Raw genomic sequence first — 15914 nt, 5'->3', positions numbered from 1 at the left:
TAGATCGGCAGGCTCATCGCCGCGTGGTTGCTCCGTCGCGGCGTTGGCGGAGCAACCAAAAAGTTCGAAGCTGGTCTCACTCAGTCTCGGCCATGTCTCGTGCGTGATAGCTACTTCGCACGAACGGGCCGCTGGCGACCTTTTTGAATCCCATTGATTTGGCGATGTCGGCCAATTCATCGAATTCTTCTGGCGGAACATAGCGGACGACAGGCAAGTATTTCTCGCCCGGTTGCAGGTACTGGCCCAACGTCAGGAAATCGACATCGTGTTCGCGAAGATCGGACAGAGCGTCGAGCAATTCGCCTCGTTCTTCGCCCAATCCCAGCATCAAACCGCTTTTGGTTTTGACTTCGGCGTCGTAGCGTTTGACTTGACGCATCATTTCCAACGTCCAGGCGTAGTCACTCTTGGGCCCGCGAACTCGGCGGTAAAGACGTGGCACGGTTTCCATGTTGTGATTGAACACGGTCGGTTTGGCTTCGATGACCCGAGCCAACGCTTCTTTGCAATGCACAAAGTCAGGCGTCAGGACTTCCGTTGTTGCCCCGGTGCGTTCCCGAACCGCGATGACGCAGTTGTGGAAGTGGTCGGCACCACCGTCGGGCAAGTCATCTCGCGTAACGCTGGTGATGACAACGTGTTTCAGGCCCAACCGCTCAGCCGCTTTCGCGATGCGATCTGGCTCATCAACCGCGGGAGCAGCCGGTGGACGGCCACGGCTGACGGCACAGAAACCACATGGGCGGGTGCAAACGTTGCCCAAAACCATGAAGGTCGCCGTTTGCTGGCTGTAGCACTCCATCCGGTTGGGGCACTTGGCGTTGTCGCAAACGGTTTCCAACCCGTACTCTTCCATCAACGAATCGGTCAAATGATTCGAGTTGGATTTGGGGATGGGCCGCTTGAGCCAACGTGGCAACCGTCCCGTCGAGCTGACGTCGGTGCCCGCGGGCATTTCTGGTTCGGCGACAACTGGCAATCGAAAAGCCATCGGCGTCTGTCCGGATGAAAGGCAAAAAATCAAAAATCAATGATCGGCAGTGAACCGAACCGTTCCGAGGAACTGTCCGTAACCCAAGCCGACTCTGGTCAGTGTAATGACCATTCATTGTAGTGGTCCGGGCGGAAAACGAAAATGGTCGCCCCATCCTGCTTTTGTGGGTTCCCGATACAATCACGACCATGTCAAAGAACAAAAATAAAAAGCAGCCCACCTTGACTGAGGCTGGCGCGAAAAAAGCGGCCGGTAAGAAGTCTGGGAAGGGCAAAGGCAAAAACGCGAAAAAGAATCAACCGAACATCACGCCGGTCGCTGAAAACCGCAAAGCCAAGTTCCGCTACGAAATTCTCGACAGCGTCGAGTGCGGCATGATGCTGATGGGCAGCGAAGTCAAATCGATGCGAGAAGGCAAACTTTCCCTCGATGAGGCTCACATTCGGGTGACCAACGGCGAGTTGTGGTTGGTCGGTTCCGATATCGCTCACTACAACAACGCGGGAATGTGGAACCATGATCCACGCCGGCCTCGCAAATTGCTGGTGCACGCCAAAGAGTTTGACAAATTCGCAGGTCGCGCTTTCGAGCGGGGGCTGACACTGATCCCGCTGCGGGTGTACTTCAGTGAACGAGGTCTCGCCAAATGCGTGATGGGTTTGGTCAAAGGTAAAAAACTGCACGACAAACGTGAGACGATCAAGAAACGCGAATCCGACCGCGGGCTGCAACGAGCCATGCGGCGGAAGTAATGAACGGCCATGCGGCGAAAGTTAACAGCGACATGCTAGCGATTGAAAACCTGATCAAACGATTCGATCAACCGGGTGGAGGCGAGCTGACGGTGCTGGATGTACCACAGTTCGACATCGCGGAGGGCGAGCAAGTTGCCTTGATCGGACAAAGCGGCGGCGGCAAGACGACTTTGTTGCATCTGATTGCTGGGATGCTAACGGCGACATCCGGTTCGATTCGCATCAACAATTTGGAACTCACTCGGCTGAGTGAACAAGGCCGCGATCGTTTTCGTGCCGGAACGATTGGTTACGTCTTCCAAACGTTCAATTTGTTGCCTGCGTTCTCGGCACTCGAGAACGTCAAACTCGGCATGTCGTTTGGAAGCGGCAGTGTCGATGCGGCCCGGGCGTCGGATCTGCTCGATCGAGTTGGGTTGTCCGATCGAGCCCACTACCGCCCGAATCAATTGTCGGTCGGACAACAGCAACGCGTGGCCATCGCGAGAGCACTCGCGGGACGCCCGAAACTTTTGCTCGCCGACGAGCCCACCGCCAATGTGGATCCAGCCAGTGCCGACACGGTGCTGAACCTGATCATTGATTCGTGTCGCGATGAGAACATTTCGTTGTTGATGGTCACGCACAGCATGGATGTCGCTCAACGATTCCAACGTTGCGACAAACTGGAAGACATCAACCGAGCCTTCTCGCCACTGGGGGCCGGAACATGAGCCTGTTATTCATTGCATGGCGAAACTTTCGCTACCGAGCATTGTCGAGTTTCTTAACCACATTGTCGCTGACATTGGGCGTCGGGTTGGTGGTTTTGGTGATGTCGGTTTATGGCATCATCAGCGAAGCATTCGTGCGAAACGCATCGGTGGGATACAACTTGGTCGTCGGTCCCAAAGGCAGCACGCTGCAGTTGACTCTCAACGCGGTCTACTACCTCAGCCAACCGATCGAGAACCTTCCTTACACGGAATACATGGAGTTCTATCCGAAGGAAAAGCGGGCCGAGATGGTACGCACTTTCGGAGGCGATCCCGCGCTTGGTGAACGCGATGGTGTTTACGCGGGATTCATGACCGATGGCTATGCGATCCCGCTCGCGCTGGGCGACTATTTCGGTGAGTTCCGTGTGGTTGGTACGACACCGGACTTTTTCGAATTGCTCAAGCACGGTCCCGATGCCGACCAGCCGTTCACGTTTGAAGAAGGCCGGAACTTTGAGTTTAACAACGAAGAGAACAGCTACTTCGAATGTGTGCTTGGTTCTCGCGTCGCCGCTCAAATGGGAATGCGTGTGGGCGATGTGATGAACCCAACCCACGGCGATCCGGAAGGCAAGGGCCACGGGCAAGGATTCCAGATTGTCGGCGTTTTGGATCCCACCGGAACGCCCAACGACCGCGCCGCGTTTGTGAACCTAGAAGGTTTTTATCTGCTGGAGGGGCACGCGAAACCGATTCCAGATGACGCGGTGATCGTGCTGCCTGAGTCCGCGGAAACGGCTGGTCCAGACGAACCATTGTTGCTGACGATTCCCGAACGCGAAGTCACGTCGATTTTGGTTCGCAACGGGAATTTGATGATGGCGCCCTTGCTTCAGAATCGAATCAAAGAGAGCGTGCGTGCGGAAGCGGCTACGCCAATCGGTGAGATCAACAAACTGATGACGATGATCGTTGGCCCGCTCATGCAAGCCTTGTTGGCCATCACGCTGATCACTTGCGTGGTTGCCGCGGTCGGTGTTTTGGTCGCAATTTACAACTCGATGAACGATCGAAAGCGAGACATCGCAGTGATGCGTGCCTTGGGAGCTCGGCGTGGCAGTGTGACCTGGATCATCTTGTTCGAAAGTTTGATCATCGCCTTGGTTGGCGGCATCGCTGGTTGGGTGCTGGCTCACCTCGGAATCCTCGCCGCCAGTCCTTTGATTGAGGCTCGGACTGGCGTGCAGGTTGGGTTCTTTTCGATGAGTACCTATGAGCTTTATCTGCTGCCGTTGGTGATCGGATTGAGTTTGCTGGCCGGAATCGTTCCCGCCGCATCCGCCTATCGAACCGATGTTGGTACCAACCTGTCGGCCTAGTTCGGCTGTCACGACTTATTTCTAGGGTAGTGGACGAGGCCACGAGTCCTGATTTGGCGTCAAATCCAAGGACTCCTGGCGTCGTCCACTACGATCAACCCTCATCTTTTAGCTGTGAAAGACCCCCTGTCGCTGGAATGATTCAGGCGGACGTCGTCTAGATGGTGGCAAGCGATGATCGGCTCAATCCCCGTATCACTGAGGTTCGCCCTGGGACAGAGCCGACCGGCGGCAATCAGCTTTCGGGGAATGCTAGACTGGCCGGTCCTACCTCCCACGACCAAGAACGGACCACCATGAATCGTCTCCCTGCCCGCCGCGTCTCCCGCACCCTCTTCCTCACGTCGCTCGCCGCGTTTTCTGTTTGCTCGTTTGCGATTCTGCCGGTCTCCTATGCGGCTGATCCGGTCGGCGATGGTATTGCCGACGACACGACCGCGATTCAGCAATGGATTGATGACGAGCAAGATGTGAATCTTCCCGCGGGAACCTACCGCATCACTCGTCCGCTTCGAGTTGACCTGAAGAGCACCGGTTCGATCGCGTTCAAAGGAATGGGGCGAGTTCGAATCGTGATGGCCGGAGCCGGTCCTGCAATTCAAGTCGTGGGCACGCACGCTGGAACTGCCGACCCAAAGACGGTAACCGACGAAGTCTGGAATCGGCAGAATGCTTTGATCGTTTCCGACTTGGAAATTGTCGGCGAACATCCTGATGCCGATGGAATTGAACTATCGGGAACGATGCAGCCCACGCTTCACAACCTGACCATCCGAAAGTCAAGACACGCGATTCATTTGGTCGATCGCAATCGCAACGTGATCGTCAGTGATTGCCATCTCTATGAGAATTCCGGCGCCGGACTGTTTTTGGACGCTGTCAACCTGCACCAGATCAACGTCACGGGAAGCCACATCAGTTACAACGCAGAAGGCGGCATCGTTTCGCGTGATGGCAACGTTCGCAACTTGCACATCACGGGCTGCGACATCGAAGGCAACATGGGGACCGCCGATGCCGCATCTTCCGCGAATGTTTGGCTGGTCAGCGGATCGGGATCGATCGGCGAAATTGCCATCACTGGTTGCACGATCCAGCACACTCACCAGGGCAAAGACTCTGCCAACATCCGAATTGATTTGCATAGCGAGCCAGTCAAAGGCACGGAAGAACGTCGGCACGGCAATGTCACGATCAGTGGCAACATCCTGTCCGACGCGCAGGTGAATATCCACCTGCGACATCTGCGAAGCGCAACCGTCACGGGCAATACCCTTTGGCAAGGTTTCCACAGCAACATCGTGATGGAACACTGCGAAGCGGTGACGCTTGCATCCAACGCGATGGACCGGAATCCTCGCTATCACTTGGGGCGTAACTCGGTCGCCAAACACGGCGTTCAACTGATCGACTGCCGCGATTGCGTTTTATCCGCCAACGTGATTCGAGGTGTCGGCGACCGTCCCGCGGTGCTGGAAATGACCCGATGTCACGGCATCCTGGTCCATGGCGGATTGTTTTCAGACGACACCGTGCCAGCAATTCTTGCGGTGGAGTGTTCGGACTGCCTGATTCAAAACAACATCACTCGCGGCGGCGAATCTCCGATTGTGGTGCGAGATTGCAAGGGTATGCGAACGGATTGATTGTCCGTTTTCATCCACCCGGTTGATGCGACTGCGGTGTGTATCTCGGACCGATCTCTTCCGCGAAGCTCTTTTTCGCGAAATGTCGCTGGAAATTGCGGCAGGTTGTCTTGGGGACTCAAATAGGTAGTCATGTCCCCATTCCAAGCCCCGTCGCCCAATGAACCGCAGCGAACGTTGAACGAGAGCGATTTCATGCGTCTCTTCGTCAAGCATGAAACCGCACTTCGTGCGTTCGCGAGGTCGATTCTGCCCAACTGGAATGCGGTTGATGACGCGATCCAAGAAGCCAGTGTGACGATGTGGCAAAAGTTTTCGCAGTTAGATGGCGAAGACGGCTTCCTTCCGTGGGCCAAAGTCATTCTGCGGTTCAAGTGTTTGAACGCGGTCACTGGATTGAGACGCGATGGGCGGCTACTCAGCGACGAAGTGCTGAAACAAATCGCAGATGAAGCGGAAGCGATCGAGGCGGAACGTGTCGCTGAGATTCGTTCCGCTCTGCAAGATTGCATGAACCAGTTCACTCAGCCACATCAGGAATTGTTGATGGCACCGTACCAAGCCGACGTGCAAATCACCAAGCTTGCCGATGGTTGCGGAAAGTCCGTCAACGCGTTTTACAAACTGCTTGGGCGACTTCGCACGAAACTCACCGCGTGCGTTCAGCAACGTTTGCAAATGGAGGCGTCTTGAGATGGAACCATCTGAATTGATTCAGCGATACCTGTTGGGAATGCTTTCCGGATCCGAAGTCATCGACCTGGAAAGCCAACTCGCAAGCGATGCGAACCTCAGGAAACAATTCGCGATCGCGGCAGCCACCGACGCCGGGTTGCGAGAATTGGCCATTCAAAACTCAATGGAACCTCCGGTCGTTGCTGCGTCCACAACCAATCGAAACATATGGTTGATGGGTTGGAGTGCGATGGCAGCGTCGTTGTTTCTCGCGATTGTTTTCACGGTGGGTACGAATGAACCAAAACCAATCGCGACACTCAGTACCAGCGAAAACGCGGCGTGGGAAAGCGTTCTGCCAACGACGGTTGGATCCAAATTGGTCGCCGGCGGAATGAAGTTGATGACCGGGATCGCAACCGTGGAATTTGGATCGGGGGCCAGGATGACTTTCGAAGCACCGGCCCAGTTTGAGTTGGTCGATGCGATGCGGGTTCGCATGGTCGACGGTGCGGCAGTTATTGACGTTCCCGAATCTGCTCAGGGCTTCGTGGTGGAAACACCCGGTGGATACGCGGTCGATCACGGAACCCAATTCGCGGTCTCGGTCAAAGAGTCGACGCAAACATCTGATTTCGAAGTGCTGCAAGGTGAGATTTCAGTTCACCATCCGGCCAGTGGCAAGGAAGTCCGATTGTTTGACGAAGAGTTTGCTTCTCTTTCCGACGATGTTTTATCGACACATCTTGAACTGTCGTCCGAGCAGGAATACGAACAATCCAATGCGGCTGCCCCACGGTTGATTCGCGTTGGTACCGACGGACGAACCGATTATGTCATTCGGAACAATCGCCGAGGCAAGTGGATTCATCCCGAGATGCTGATGGTGAAACGAGCAGACAGTCGCAAGTGGGACATGCGTGCGTTCTTTTCGATGGACATCAACGGCGTCGATCTGGACTCGGTCAGCACCGCACGCTTGCGGTTGAACCAGGTTCCCAGCGGTAAAGGCTTCGCCTCGCGATTGCCGAAACTCAACACATTCGCGATTTATGGTGTGACCAACCCATCGAAAGAAGTTTGGGAAGTCGACCCGACCTGGGAAGACGCTCCCGACATCACCGACGGAATCTTGCTGGGCAAGTTTGATGTTCCTCGCAGTCAACAAACAGGAACGTTTGGCATTCAATCCGTTGCGTTGTTGGAATTCCTACGAAGCGACGCGGATGGACGCGTGACGTTTGTTCTGATTCGCGAATCAGGGCTGATCGAAGGTACCGACCGCGGCTTGGTCCACGCGTTTGCCAATGATGCACACCCCGAAGTTTCCGGACCGCTGTTGGAGTTCACATTGGACTGACCGCTTGAGTTGACTTCGCCGTGTCTACGCCGCTTCGCTGGTATTCCCACCACCCTACCCGCCTGACTGACATCTCCATGCTCATCCAACGAACCTCAATCGCTGTGCTCTTCGCGGTCTTTAGTTGCACCGCGGCTGCGGAAGAGCGTCCCAGCACCGAGATGCCCGTTCGTCACGCTGAGCTTCTCGAAAATCATTGCTTCGATTGTCACGACAGCACGACGAAGGAAGCCAACATTGACTTGGAAAGCCTGTCGATGAACGTGGCCGAAGACATGGCGACTGCGGAGTTGTGGTCGAAGGTTTTGGGAGCGTTGAACTCCGGCGAGATGCCCCCGGAAGATTCGGAACCTCTTCTCGACGCGGACAAATTGGCGTTCTTGGAAGACTTGTCGCAAAAGATGGTCACCGCGAGGCAAATCTTGAGCGACTCGGGCGGTGACATTGTGATGCGGCGTCTGAATCGACGGGAGTATGCCAATACAGTGGAGGCGTTGTTGGGCGTTCGGCCGGACGTCACCACATTGCCGGACGATCAAGCCACATCGGGGTTCGACACGGCAGGAGCGTCGCTGTTTTTGTCTAGCGACCAAATCGAACAGTATCACGCGACGGCGATTGATAATTTGAAGCTGATTTTGTTGCCTCGAAAGCGTCCCGCGGCCAAGACCGTTCGTATCGAACCCGAGGAGTACTACACGCCGCACTACGCCGACGCGGCGGAACAAATGCGAGACATTGGCAAACGTGCGAACGCCTTTTTGTCGCAATCAGAAAAGCCTGCCTCGGAGTTCGGGTTGTTGGACGAATACCAGGCCAAGAAACAGAAGGTTCAAAAGTGGCTGCCGTTGATGGAGGACTACTTGTCGCGGCCGGAGACGCAAACCGGGATCACGTTGATCATGACGATCAAGCAAGGCGGGTACACGAAAGTCAAAATGCCGACCCAGCATCCCGATGCAGACGGCAAGTATCGCGTGAAGGTTCGAGCGGCGATGTATCCGGATGCTGACGAGCGGCACCACTACTTAGAATTCAGTTCGGGATTTGGGACCGGAAGGAAACTGCTGGGGTGGCGAAAGGTAACCGCGCCGATGGAAGATCCCCAAACGATCGAGTTTGAGTTCACGCATGAACCAGGTGCGAAGCAACAGGTTTGGATTCATCAACGATCTCATCAAGATCGCGGAGACAAGAACCTGGCGACATTGGACATGTGGGACAATGGAATCGGCACACCTCCCGGGATTTGGATTGATTGGGTGGAACTGAATGGTCCATTGCCTTCCGATCAAACCATGGCCATCCAGACTGCTCGCGATTCCATCCTGTTTGAGCAATCAAGCGACATGGATGAATCGGAATACGTTCGCGAAATCATCCGGCGTTTTGCAAACCGAGCGTTTCGCGGATCGCAGCCAAGTGACGAATACTTAAAACGTTTGGGCCGGCACTTTCAAACGGCTCGGGATCAAGGCCAATCACTGACCGAAGCATTGGTCTCGCCGCTGTCGATCGTGATGGCCTCGCCGAGTTTTCTGTATCAGGTCGAACAATCGAATTCAGAGAATGGCCGCGATCTGTCACCCGACGAATTGGCGGTGAGGCTGTCGTATTTCTTGTGGTCAGCACCTCCGGATGAGGAGCTGTTGCGGTTGGCGGAATCTGGCCGCCTTTCAGATCCCGCGATTTTGGCTTCTCAAACCGAACGGCTTCTTCAGGACCCACGGTCCAGTGCCTTCATCGAAGGTTTCGTTCATCAATGGTTGCAAATGGAACGATTGGACATGTTCCAATTCAACGGCGTCGACTTTCCAAACTTTGACAACGCGGTTCGCGAAAATGCGAGGCAGGAGCTTTTCCAAACCTTTGCGTACTTGCTCAAGAATGAATTGCCGCTCGACAAACTGTTGAAGTCGGACTTTGTTGTCATCAACGATTTATTGGCGGGATACTACGAGATCGAAGGTGTTGCGGGACACGAGTTTCGCAAAGTGTCGGTTCCGCAGAACTCACTCCGTGGCGGCCTGCTCGGTACGGCGGCCGTGTTGGCGATGGGATCGGATGGTCAGCGATCATCACCGGTTGAACGCGGTGCTTGGGTGCTGCGTCACTTGCTCAACGATCCGCCTCCGCCAGCCCCACCGAACGTTCCTCAGCTCAGCCGGCTGGCCGGAAAAATATTGCCTGCCCGTGAACTCGCTCGTGCCCACCAGGAACAACCTCAGTGTGCCAATTGCCATCAGAAAATCGACCCGATCGGGTTTGGGCTGGAGAATTTTGACGCTGCCGGACGGTGGCGAGATCAAGAGGTCATTGGATTGGGAAAACGTCGCTATGGCCGTTGGGATGACGAAGTCCGCTTCGACATTGAACCGTCCGGAATGCTCCCTAGCGGAGAACTATTTTCAAACTTTTTCGAATTGCGAGACGCGGTTGCGGAACACGGTGACGAGTTTGCTCGCGGGTTCACGGAAGCCTTGATCGCATACGCTCTCGGTCGTCCGTATGGATTCACCGATCAGGAACTCGCGAACCAAATTTGCTCTCAAGCGAAACTGCACGACCATTCGATCCGCCAGTTCATTCACGCTCTCGTTCAGTCCTCGAAGTTTCAAACACGTTGAGCAAAGTCAACCGCTTAGCGTCTCACGCGCAGACAAGATGCCGTTCCCGCTTTTCGTTCCCCAACAAAGCACCACTCATGAGATCCATTCGTCCATCCCGTCGTGGCTTTCTTCGCAGCAGCAGTGCCTTGGTCGCGTTGCCTCTGTTGGAGTCGTTTGGGTTCAAGCGATTTGCAAGTGCGGCGACGGTTGCCGCTCCACCAAAACGCATGGTGTTCTTGGGGATGGGATTTGGCGTCACCGCCGACCGCTGGTACCCTGACACCAACACCGTGGGCGAAAACTATGAGCTGCCCAAGATCCTTCGACCGCTGGCTAAGCACCAGAAGGACATCACGATCGTTCAAAACCTGATGCACCAATACTCCGCGGACGGTCACTCCGGCAGCACGTTTTGGTTGACCGGGGCCAACCGCTATGCGATTCCCGGCCAGAGTTTTCACAACACGGTTTCGGTTGATCAGGTCGCCGCCGAAGTTCTCGGACAACAAACGCGTTTCACTTCGATTCAGCTCGCCGCTCAAGGTGCCGCCAACGATGGTCACGGTCCTGGCGGATCGCTCGCCTGGAACCGCTCGGGAAAACCAATCGCTGGATTGGATACACCGGTGGCCGCGTTCCATCGGTTGTTTTCCGTCGACAAAACGCCGCTCGAAGTTCAGAAGCAACGTTTGACGGAACAACGCAGCGTTCTCGACACGGTGCTGTCGGATGCCAGGTCAATCAATCGGAAACTCAACGCTTCGGACAACGCCAAGTTGGACGAATACTTCCAATCGATTCGCGAAATCGAGGTGCGTTTGTCCAAGGAGGAAAAATGGTTGGGCGTTGAAAAGAAACGGCCTCAGGACGCGATTCGTGAACCAGGTGAATCGCTCGAAGGCGTCGAAGAAATTCGCATGATGTACGACATCATGGTCGCGGCGATGCAGGTCGATGCCACGCGAGTCTTCACCTACCGCATGCCGGTTAATTCGATGATCACCAGTCTCGGTGCGACGATGAGTGCCCATAGCATGAGCCACTACTCCGAGGGCGAACGCCGCACCGTCTCGCAGAATCGTGACACGACTCATGCTCGGTTGTTGTCGGAGTTCATGGATAAACTGAAAGCGAGCACGGAGCCGGATGGTTCCAGTCTCTTTGACAATGTCGCGATCACACTGGGGACGAACCTCAGTTCGGTGCACACTCTCAAGAACTGCCCCACTTTGATTGCGGGTGGCGGTGCAGGGTTCCGCCATGGTCGTCACTTGGTGATGGACGATCCGAAAACGCCTTTGTGCAATTTGTGGCTCAGCACCTTGCGCGGTGCCGGCATTCAAGCGGCCACCTTCGGCGACTCGACAGGTATCATTGAGGAACTTTTCGACGCGTGAGCTCGGCTGCATTCCGAACGCTTGCCCGTCGTCTGTGAATATCCCCTCGATCGTGATCTTGCTATGCCATCATCCACCCCGTTTCCGATCCGCTTTTGTGTGATCGCAGTTGTCGCAGTTTTGTTTGTTGGTCAGTTCGCTTCGGCTAGCGATCGTCCAAACATCGTCTTGATGATGTGCGATGATTTGGGGTGGGGCGACACGGGTTTCAATGGCAACACGATTATCCAAACGCCCGAACTGGATGCGTTGGCAAACGAAGGAACGGTGTTTGATCACTTCTACTCGGTCGGTCCCGTTTGCTCGCCAACCCGAGCTTCGTTTTTGACCGGGCGGCACTACTTTCGAATGGGAGTTTGGTCGGCCAACAAAGGACACTTACCCTCCCAGGAATTCACTCTGGCTCGGATGCTGAAAGCGGAGGGCTATGCGACCGGGCACTTTGGGAAGTGGCACCTCGGCACACTCAGCCGAACTGTTTCGGCAAAGGGAAAGGGGCGACGACCGGATCTGCACTACGCCCCGCCGTGGGAACGAGACTACGACGCGTCGTTTGTGACGGAGTCCGCCGTGTGCACGTGGGATCCCGGCATTGGCAAACGGTCTCGCAACAACCCGTACTACGAGAATGGCGTTGCGACAGACGAGAACGTTTTGGGCTGTGATTCGCGAGTCCTGATGGATCGAGCGTTGCCATTCATCGAGGCCGCCGCGAAACGCGAACAGCCCTTTCTCAGTGTAATTTGGTTTCATGCTCCGCACGAAGACATCCAAGCCGGACCGGAATACTTGGCGAAGTATGAAGGGCACGGCGAGGCCGCTCACTACTATGGATGCATCACTGCGGTGGACGACCAAGTCGGACGTCTACGCAAAAAGCTCGCTTCGCTGGGCGTGGCCGACAACACGTTGCTATTTTTCTGCAGCGACAATGGTCCGGAGGGAGGCGAGCCCAATGACCGGTCGAAGACGCGTCGGGCCGGAAGTGCTGGCGAGTTTTCCGGACGCAAACGCAGCGTGTTGGATGGCGGCGTACGAGTTCCCGCGTTTGTTCATTGGCCCGGGCAAATCCCGGCGGGCGTTCGTCTTGGCACTCCGTTGTCGGTGATGGACTTGCTTCCCACCGTGGCCGCGATCACGGGAACGGAACCGATGCCGAATCGTTTGCTGGATGGTGAAAACGTTCTGCCGATTTGGAAGGGTGACCAGACGCAACGAGAAAAGGCGATTCCGTTTCGATACGGACAATTCGCTTGCTTGGTACGAGGCCAGCACAAGCTAATCATCGAGTCACCAACCGATGACTCCAAGGACCGATTGTTTGATCTCAGCAACGACGTCTCCGAAACAAACAACCTTGCGGATCAAAAGCCCGAGTTGACCGCATCCATGAGAAGAGAATTGCTGGGATTCTTGGAGTCAGCAAAAGCCAGTCACGCTGGAAAAGAATACGAGGGTGACAATACAAAACCGGTCGAAAAGTGGCATCCGCTCGGCAAGGCCAAGCAACGTTAGTCCCGCTCGCGAGCGTGCTCGTGCGTGTAAATTGATTCGCGATGCCGCAGCGACTCACCGCCTGGCACTGCGTTGGTCGAAGAATTAAACGCTAAGCCGTTTTCTCACGCGTGAACGAGGTGTAAACGACTGCCGCGATTGCGGCCGCCATGGCGAACCCGGCCCAGCCATGCAGCTCCACCAGTTCATGCATGGTGTCGGTCGAAGCAACCGGCAACATGCACACAAACATGGTCGCGATGGTTGCAATTCCAAAGATCAGCAACGTTCGAAACGCCCCCATCTCCATGGCTGATTCCGTGGCTGGCTGACGCCGCATCAGCAATCTCGCGATGGCATAAACGGGAAGCAACACCACGACGGCACCACTGGCCATCATGTGAAAACGCAACGTCGCACCGCCCAAGTGGCTGCCCCACAAAGTCGGCAAGGCCGTGGCGACCAGAGCACCCGTGGCAATCACCAACACCAGCAGCGACACGTTTCGAATAAGAGACAACAAGACAGACGACTCCGAAGACCAATCAACAACAACGAAACAATAACTCAAGCAAGCTTTCGGCGCCGTCTATTCGATTCGAGATCGAACTGTTGGCAGGCAGCTTCCCGCGACGGCCAGCAACAACAAAATCAACGAGGTCGCGGTCAAGACTTTGAACATCTTGCGGCCACCAAACAACTGGTTCCATTCCAATCGCGTGGCCTCATCTAGTCCTTGAATGCTGGCCATGTTGATTGGTTCAGCAGTCACTGGTGCGGGGCCTTTGGGTGTGACCGTCGATGTGAACACCAAGCCATCGTCGGAATGGCATTCCAGACATCCGGTGGCTCCGAGAGCCCAACCTGCCGGTCGAACGTTGTGTGCCATCGGCCAGCGAACCATTTCAATCGCGTCACGGTTTTCGACTTCCACCTCGATCAATGAATCATCCTCGTCGCCGCGAGCGAAAACGAGTCCGGTCGAAACGTACACCGCTTGTTCGACTTCCATCGTTTTTTCAATCGCCGCCAACGCACCCGCGACTTTCTCGTCGAACTCCTCCCGGCCCTTTTCTGACAATTCCTCGATGAAGTCTTTGCGAACTCGAAGAGCACGACGGGTGTTTGTGTAGACCTCCTCGGGCGGAAGCGGCACGACTTTTCCGTCAACCAATTTGCCCCAGTAAGCCGGCCACATCGCTCGGTGCGGCGTCACCAATCCATTGCTGTCAGCCTTTGCGAAGACGGGGCCTTGAATCGACGGGAGTTCCAATCCGCTGCGATGACCTTTCTCGCCCAACCCATGGGCCAGCGACGTCATCATTCCAATCGCCTTTTCGCCTGGAATGGGGCCGCTGTGACACGCCGTGCAGCTCAGCTTTTCAAAGTGGACCGGCGGCAATCCTTCGTGTTTGGGAAACGGGGATCCGAGACGGCCCGCCCGAAACGCGATTTGGGTCAACGACAGTGGATCATCCTGGCCGTGGGCGTGTGCATCACCGGTCAGTTCTGATACACCCATGTGGCATCCGCGGCAGCTCAATGTAGTCGCCGAAACACCAGCTGGATGCTGTTCGCCTTCGAAGCCGCGAACGGTTTGATGATCGATGCCGTTTCGATGGCAATCGACGCACTTCATACCAGCCCGGAGGTGAACGTCTTGGTCGTGGTTCCAGCGAGCATCGATGCCTGAGTCGGACACCGTCCGCTGGCTGTGGCACTGGTAGCACGAATTGTTTTCAGGGACGCGTACCAAGTCAAAGAAGACCGTTCCATCGATCCCAAACCGGCGATCGTCATACTGGACCTTTGGCAGTTTGGCCTGGACTTTTTCGTCCTCCAGATCGACACCCGCTTTCATTCGCGAAACGGAACCAGACACCTCGCCGATTCGAATCGCCGCGGTGGGGGCCCAAGCGAAGTTTTCATCCTCGATCGTTTCTCGTCGACGCTCGAAATCGTAGGCTCCCGACTTTGCATGACAGGCCATGCAGTCAATCTCCAGCGACCCAGTCAGCGGCCACCGGGTCGGCTCGGATGATTCATCGGCGAGTTCCGCGGATTTCGGATCCCAATTCGCTGCAGCTCCGCCGCCGGGGATCCGAGCACCGAATTTCTGCGTCATCTCGTGAGTTGTGATTCCGATTTCGCTGGGACTGAATCGTCCTTCCCAATCGCGGTAAGCAAGTGGCAATTGAGTCCCCGTGCGTGCGTCCGTCCAAATCCACGGCTCACCCGGACGACCGTCGGATCGAACGTCTTCGTCTTCGGTGTGCTCGGCATCTGCCTCGGAATGTTCGGGCGATTCTGGTTGAGTGGCCGTTTCATCGGTCTCGGCTTGCGATGCCGCTTGAGCCACAGCGTTCGATCGTTGGCGTTCGACTTCACTGGCGAAAGCATTGAAGTGCCAGCCGTGCGAGATCGTTTCGAAGTCGTGGCATCGTCCGCAGGTCTTTTCAACGGAGTAGGGTTCCGTCGAATCGGGCGAGATCTTGCGATTGTTGCGATCGTAGAGATCAATGTGATGCAAGAAACGTTTGTCACTGTCGCTGTGAGCGTACTTGCTCGACCCTGCCGCAACGACGCGAGGCGCATTCCATCCGAATGCCGCGACCAATACGAAAGTCAGAACGCACCAACGCAGGCACCTGCGATTCAATCGACTCACATCCATCCCCAGAACAAAACTAAGCGCCCGTTACAAAACGTCCAAAAACCAATGCGAGCGATCGCATCTGGAATCAAGATTGCTGGCCAGAAAATCGCGACAACGATCTCTTCGCCAAGCCCGAAAAGATAGCAAATGAAAGTCGATCTGTCCGGCTTGCCACCGCAAGCAAATCTCGGCATACTGTCGCAGGTCGTGGCAGCCGATTCCGAATCGGCCGCCCGCCATCTTTCCAA

12 protein-coding genes are annotated in these 15914 nt (G+C 55.7%); 9 read left to right on the top strand and 3 right to left on the bottom strand.

Annotated elements, in window-relative coordinates; genetic code table 11:
• Positions 1–76: 76 nt before the first annotated feature.
• Complete coding sequence (gene lipA / locus B2R17_RS23200) at positions 77–1027, bottom strand: lipoyl synthase (RefSeq protein WP_008665013.1); 951 nt, start codon at positions 1025–1027, stop codon at positions 77–79.
• Positions 1028–1116: 89 nt separating this feature from the next.
• On the opposite strand from lipA, the gene smpB reads away from it, so the two are divergent.
• From smpB to B2R17_RS23155, 9 genes are all read left to right on the top strand, one after another.
• The gene (smpB, locus tag B2R17_RS23195; protein ID WP_008665014.1) at positions 1117–1749 is read left to right on the top strand and encodes an SsrA-binding protein SmpB; all 633 of its coding nucleotides are present in this window, start codon (positions 1117–1119) and stop codon (positions 1747–1749) included.
• The gene (locus tag B2R17_RS23190; protein ID WP_286765884.1) at positions 1749–2465 is read left to right on the top strand and encodes an ABC transporter ATP-binding protein; all 717 of its coding nucleotides are present in this window, start codon (positions 1749–1751) and stop codon (positions 2463–2465) included. The genes smpB and B2R17_RS23190 overlap by 1 nt, the downstream gene beginning before the upstream one ends.
• On the top strand, positions 2462–3829 hold the full coding sequence (locus B2R17_RS23185; RefSeq protein ID WP_008665018.1) for an ABC transporter permease: 1368 nt from the start codon (positions 2462–2464) through the stop codon (positions 3827–3829). The genes B2R17_RS23190 and B2R17_RS23185 overlap by 4 nt, the downstream gene beginning before the upstream one ends.
• Positions 3830–4125: 296 nt before the next feature.
• Positions 4126–5475 carry a right-handed parallel beta-helix repeat-containing protein gene (locus B2R17_RS23180; RefSeq protein WP_286765883.1) on the top strand — a complete coding sequence of 450 codons (1350 nt, stop codon included), beginning with the start codon at positions 4126–4128 and terminating at the stop codon, positions 5473–5475.
• A gap of 132 nt (positions 5476–5607) precedes the next feature.
• Positions 5608–6168 (top strand): sigma-70 family RNA polymerase sigma factor, encoded by a 561-nt coding sequence (locus tag B2R17_RS23175; protein ID WP_286765882.1) that lies wholly within the window; start codon positions 5608–5610, stop codon positions 6166–6168.
• A gap of 1 nt (position 6169) precedes the next feature.
• The gene (locus tag B2R17_RS23170) at positions 6170–7510 is read left to right on the top strand and encodes a FecR domain-containing protein (protein WP_286765881.1); all 1341 of its coding nucleotides are present in this window, start codon (positions 6170–6172) and stop codon (positions 7508–7510) included.
• 77 nt (positions 7511–7587) lie between these two features.
• Positions 7588–10137: a DUF1592 domain-containing protein gene (locus B2R17_RS23165; protein ID WP_286765880.1), complete on the top strand. Its 2550-nt coding sequence runs from the start codon at positions 7588–7590 to the stop codon at positions 10135–10137.
• Between the two features lie 77 nt (positions 10138–10214).
• The gene (locus B2R17_RS23160; protein ID WP_008665027.1) at positions 10215–11516 is read left to right on the top strand and encodes a DUF1552 domain-containing protein; all 1302 of its coding nucleotides are present in this window, start codon (positions 10215–10217) and stop codon (positions 11514–11516) included.
• A gap of 63 nt (positions 11517–11579) precedes the next feature.
• Complete coding sequence (locus tag B2R17_RS23155) at positions 11580–13031, top strand: sulfatase family protein (protein ID WP_286765879.1); 1452 nt, start codon at positions 11580–11582, stop codon at positions 13029–13031.
• A 91-nt stretch (positions 13032–13122) separates the two neighbouring features.
• Here B2R17_RS23155 and B2R17_RS23150 read toward each other — a convergent pair whose 3' ends face one another.
• A complete protein-coding gene (locus B2R17_RS23150) occupies positions 13123–13533 on the bottom strand; it encodes a hypothetical protein (protein WP_286765878.1) in 411 nt (136 codons plus the stop codon).
• A 66-nt stretch (positions 13534–13599) separates the two neighbouring features.
• Positions 13600–15684 (bottom strand): hypothetical protein, encoded by a 2085-nt coding sequence (locus B2R17_RS23145; RefSeq protein ID WP_286765877.1) that lies wholly within the window; start codon positions 15682–15684, stop codon positions 13600–13602.
• Positions 15685–15914: the final 230 nt, after the last annotated feature.

The sequence above is a fragment of the Rhodopirellula sp. UBA1907 genome (assembly GCF_002337565.1).
Taxonomy (GTDB): Bacteria; Planctomycetota; Planctomycetia; order Pirellulales; family Pirellulaceae; genus Rhodopirellula; species Rhodopirellula europaea.
This window is presented reverse-complemented; position numbering and strand designations above follow the sequence as displayed.

Coding starts and splice junctions, on each gene's coding strand:
- B2R17_RS23160 (WP_008665027.1), top strand. CDS start 10,215: ATGAGATCCATTCGTCCATCCCGTCGTGGCTTTCTTCGCAGCAGCAGT.
- B2R17_RS23165 (WP_286765880.1), top strand. CDS start 7,588: ATGCTCATCCAACGAACCTCAATCGCTGTGCTCTTCGCGGTCTTTAGT.
- B2R17_RS23190 (WP_286765884.1), top strand. CDS start 1,749: ATGAACGGCCATGCGGCGAAAGTTAACAGCGACATGCTAGCGATTGAA.
- B2R17_RS23155 (WP_286765879.1), top strand. CDS start 11,580: ATGCCATCATCCACCCCGTTTCCGATCCGCTTTTGTGTGATCGCAGTT.
- B2R17_RS23145 (WP_286765877.1), bottom strand. CDS start 15,684: ATGGATGTGAGTCGATTGAATCGCAGGTGCCTGCGTTGGTGCGTTCTG.
- B2R17_RS23180 (WP_286765883.1), top strand. CDS start 4,126: ATGAATCGTCTCCCTGCCCGCCGCGTCTCCCGCACCCTCTTCCTCACG.
- B2R17_RS23170 (WP_286765881.1), top strand. CDS start 6,170: ATGGAACCATCTGAATTGATTCAGCGATACCTGTTGGGAATGCTTTCC.
- B2R17_RS23175 (WP_286765882.1), top strand. CDS start 5,608: ATGTCCCCATTCCAAGCCCCGTCGCCCAATGAACCGCAGCGAACGTTG.
- B2R17_RS23185 (WP_008665018.1), top strand. CDS start 2,462: ATGAGCCTGTTATTCATTGCATGGCGAAACTTTCGCTACCGAGCATTG.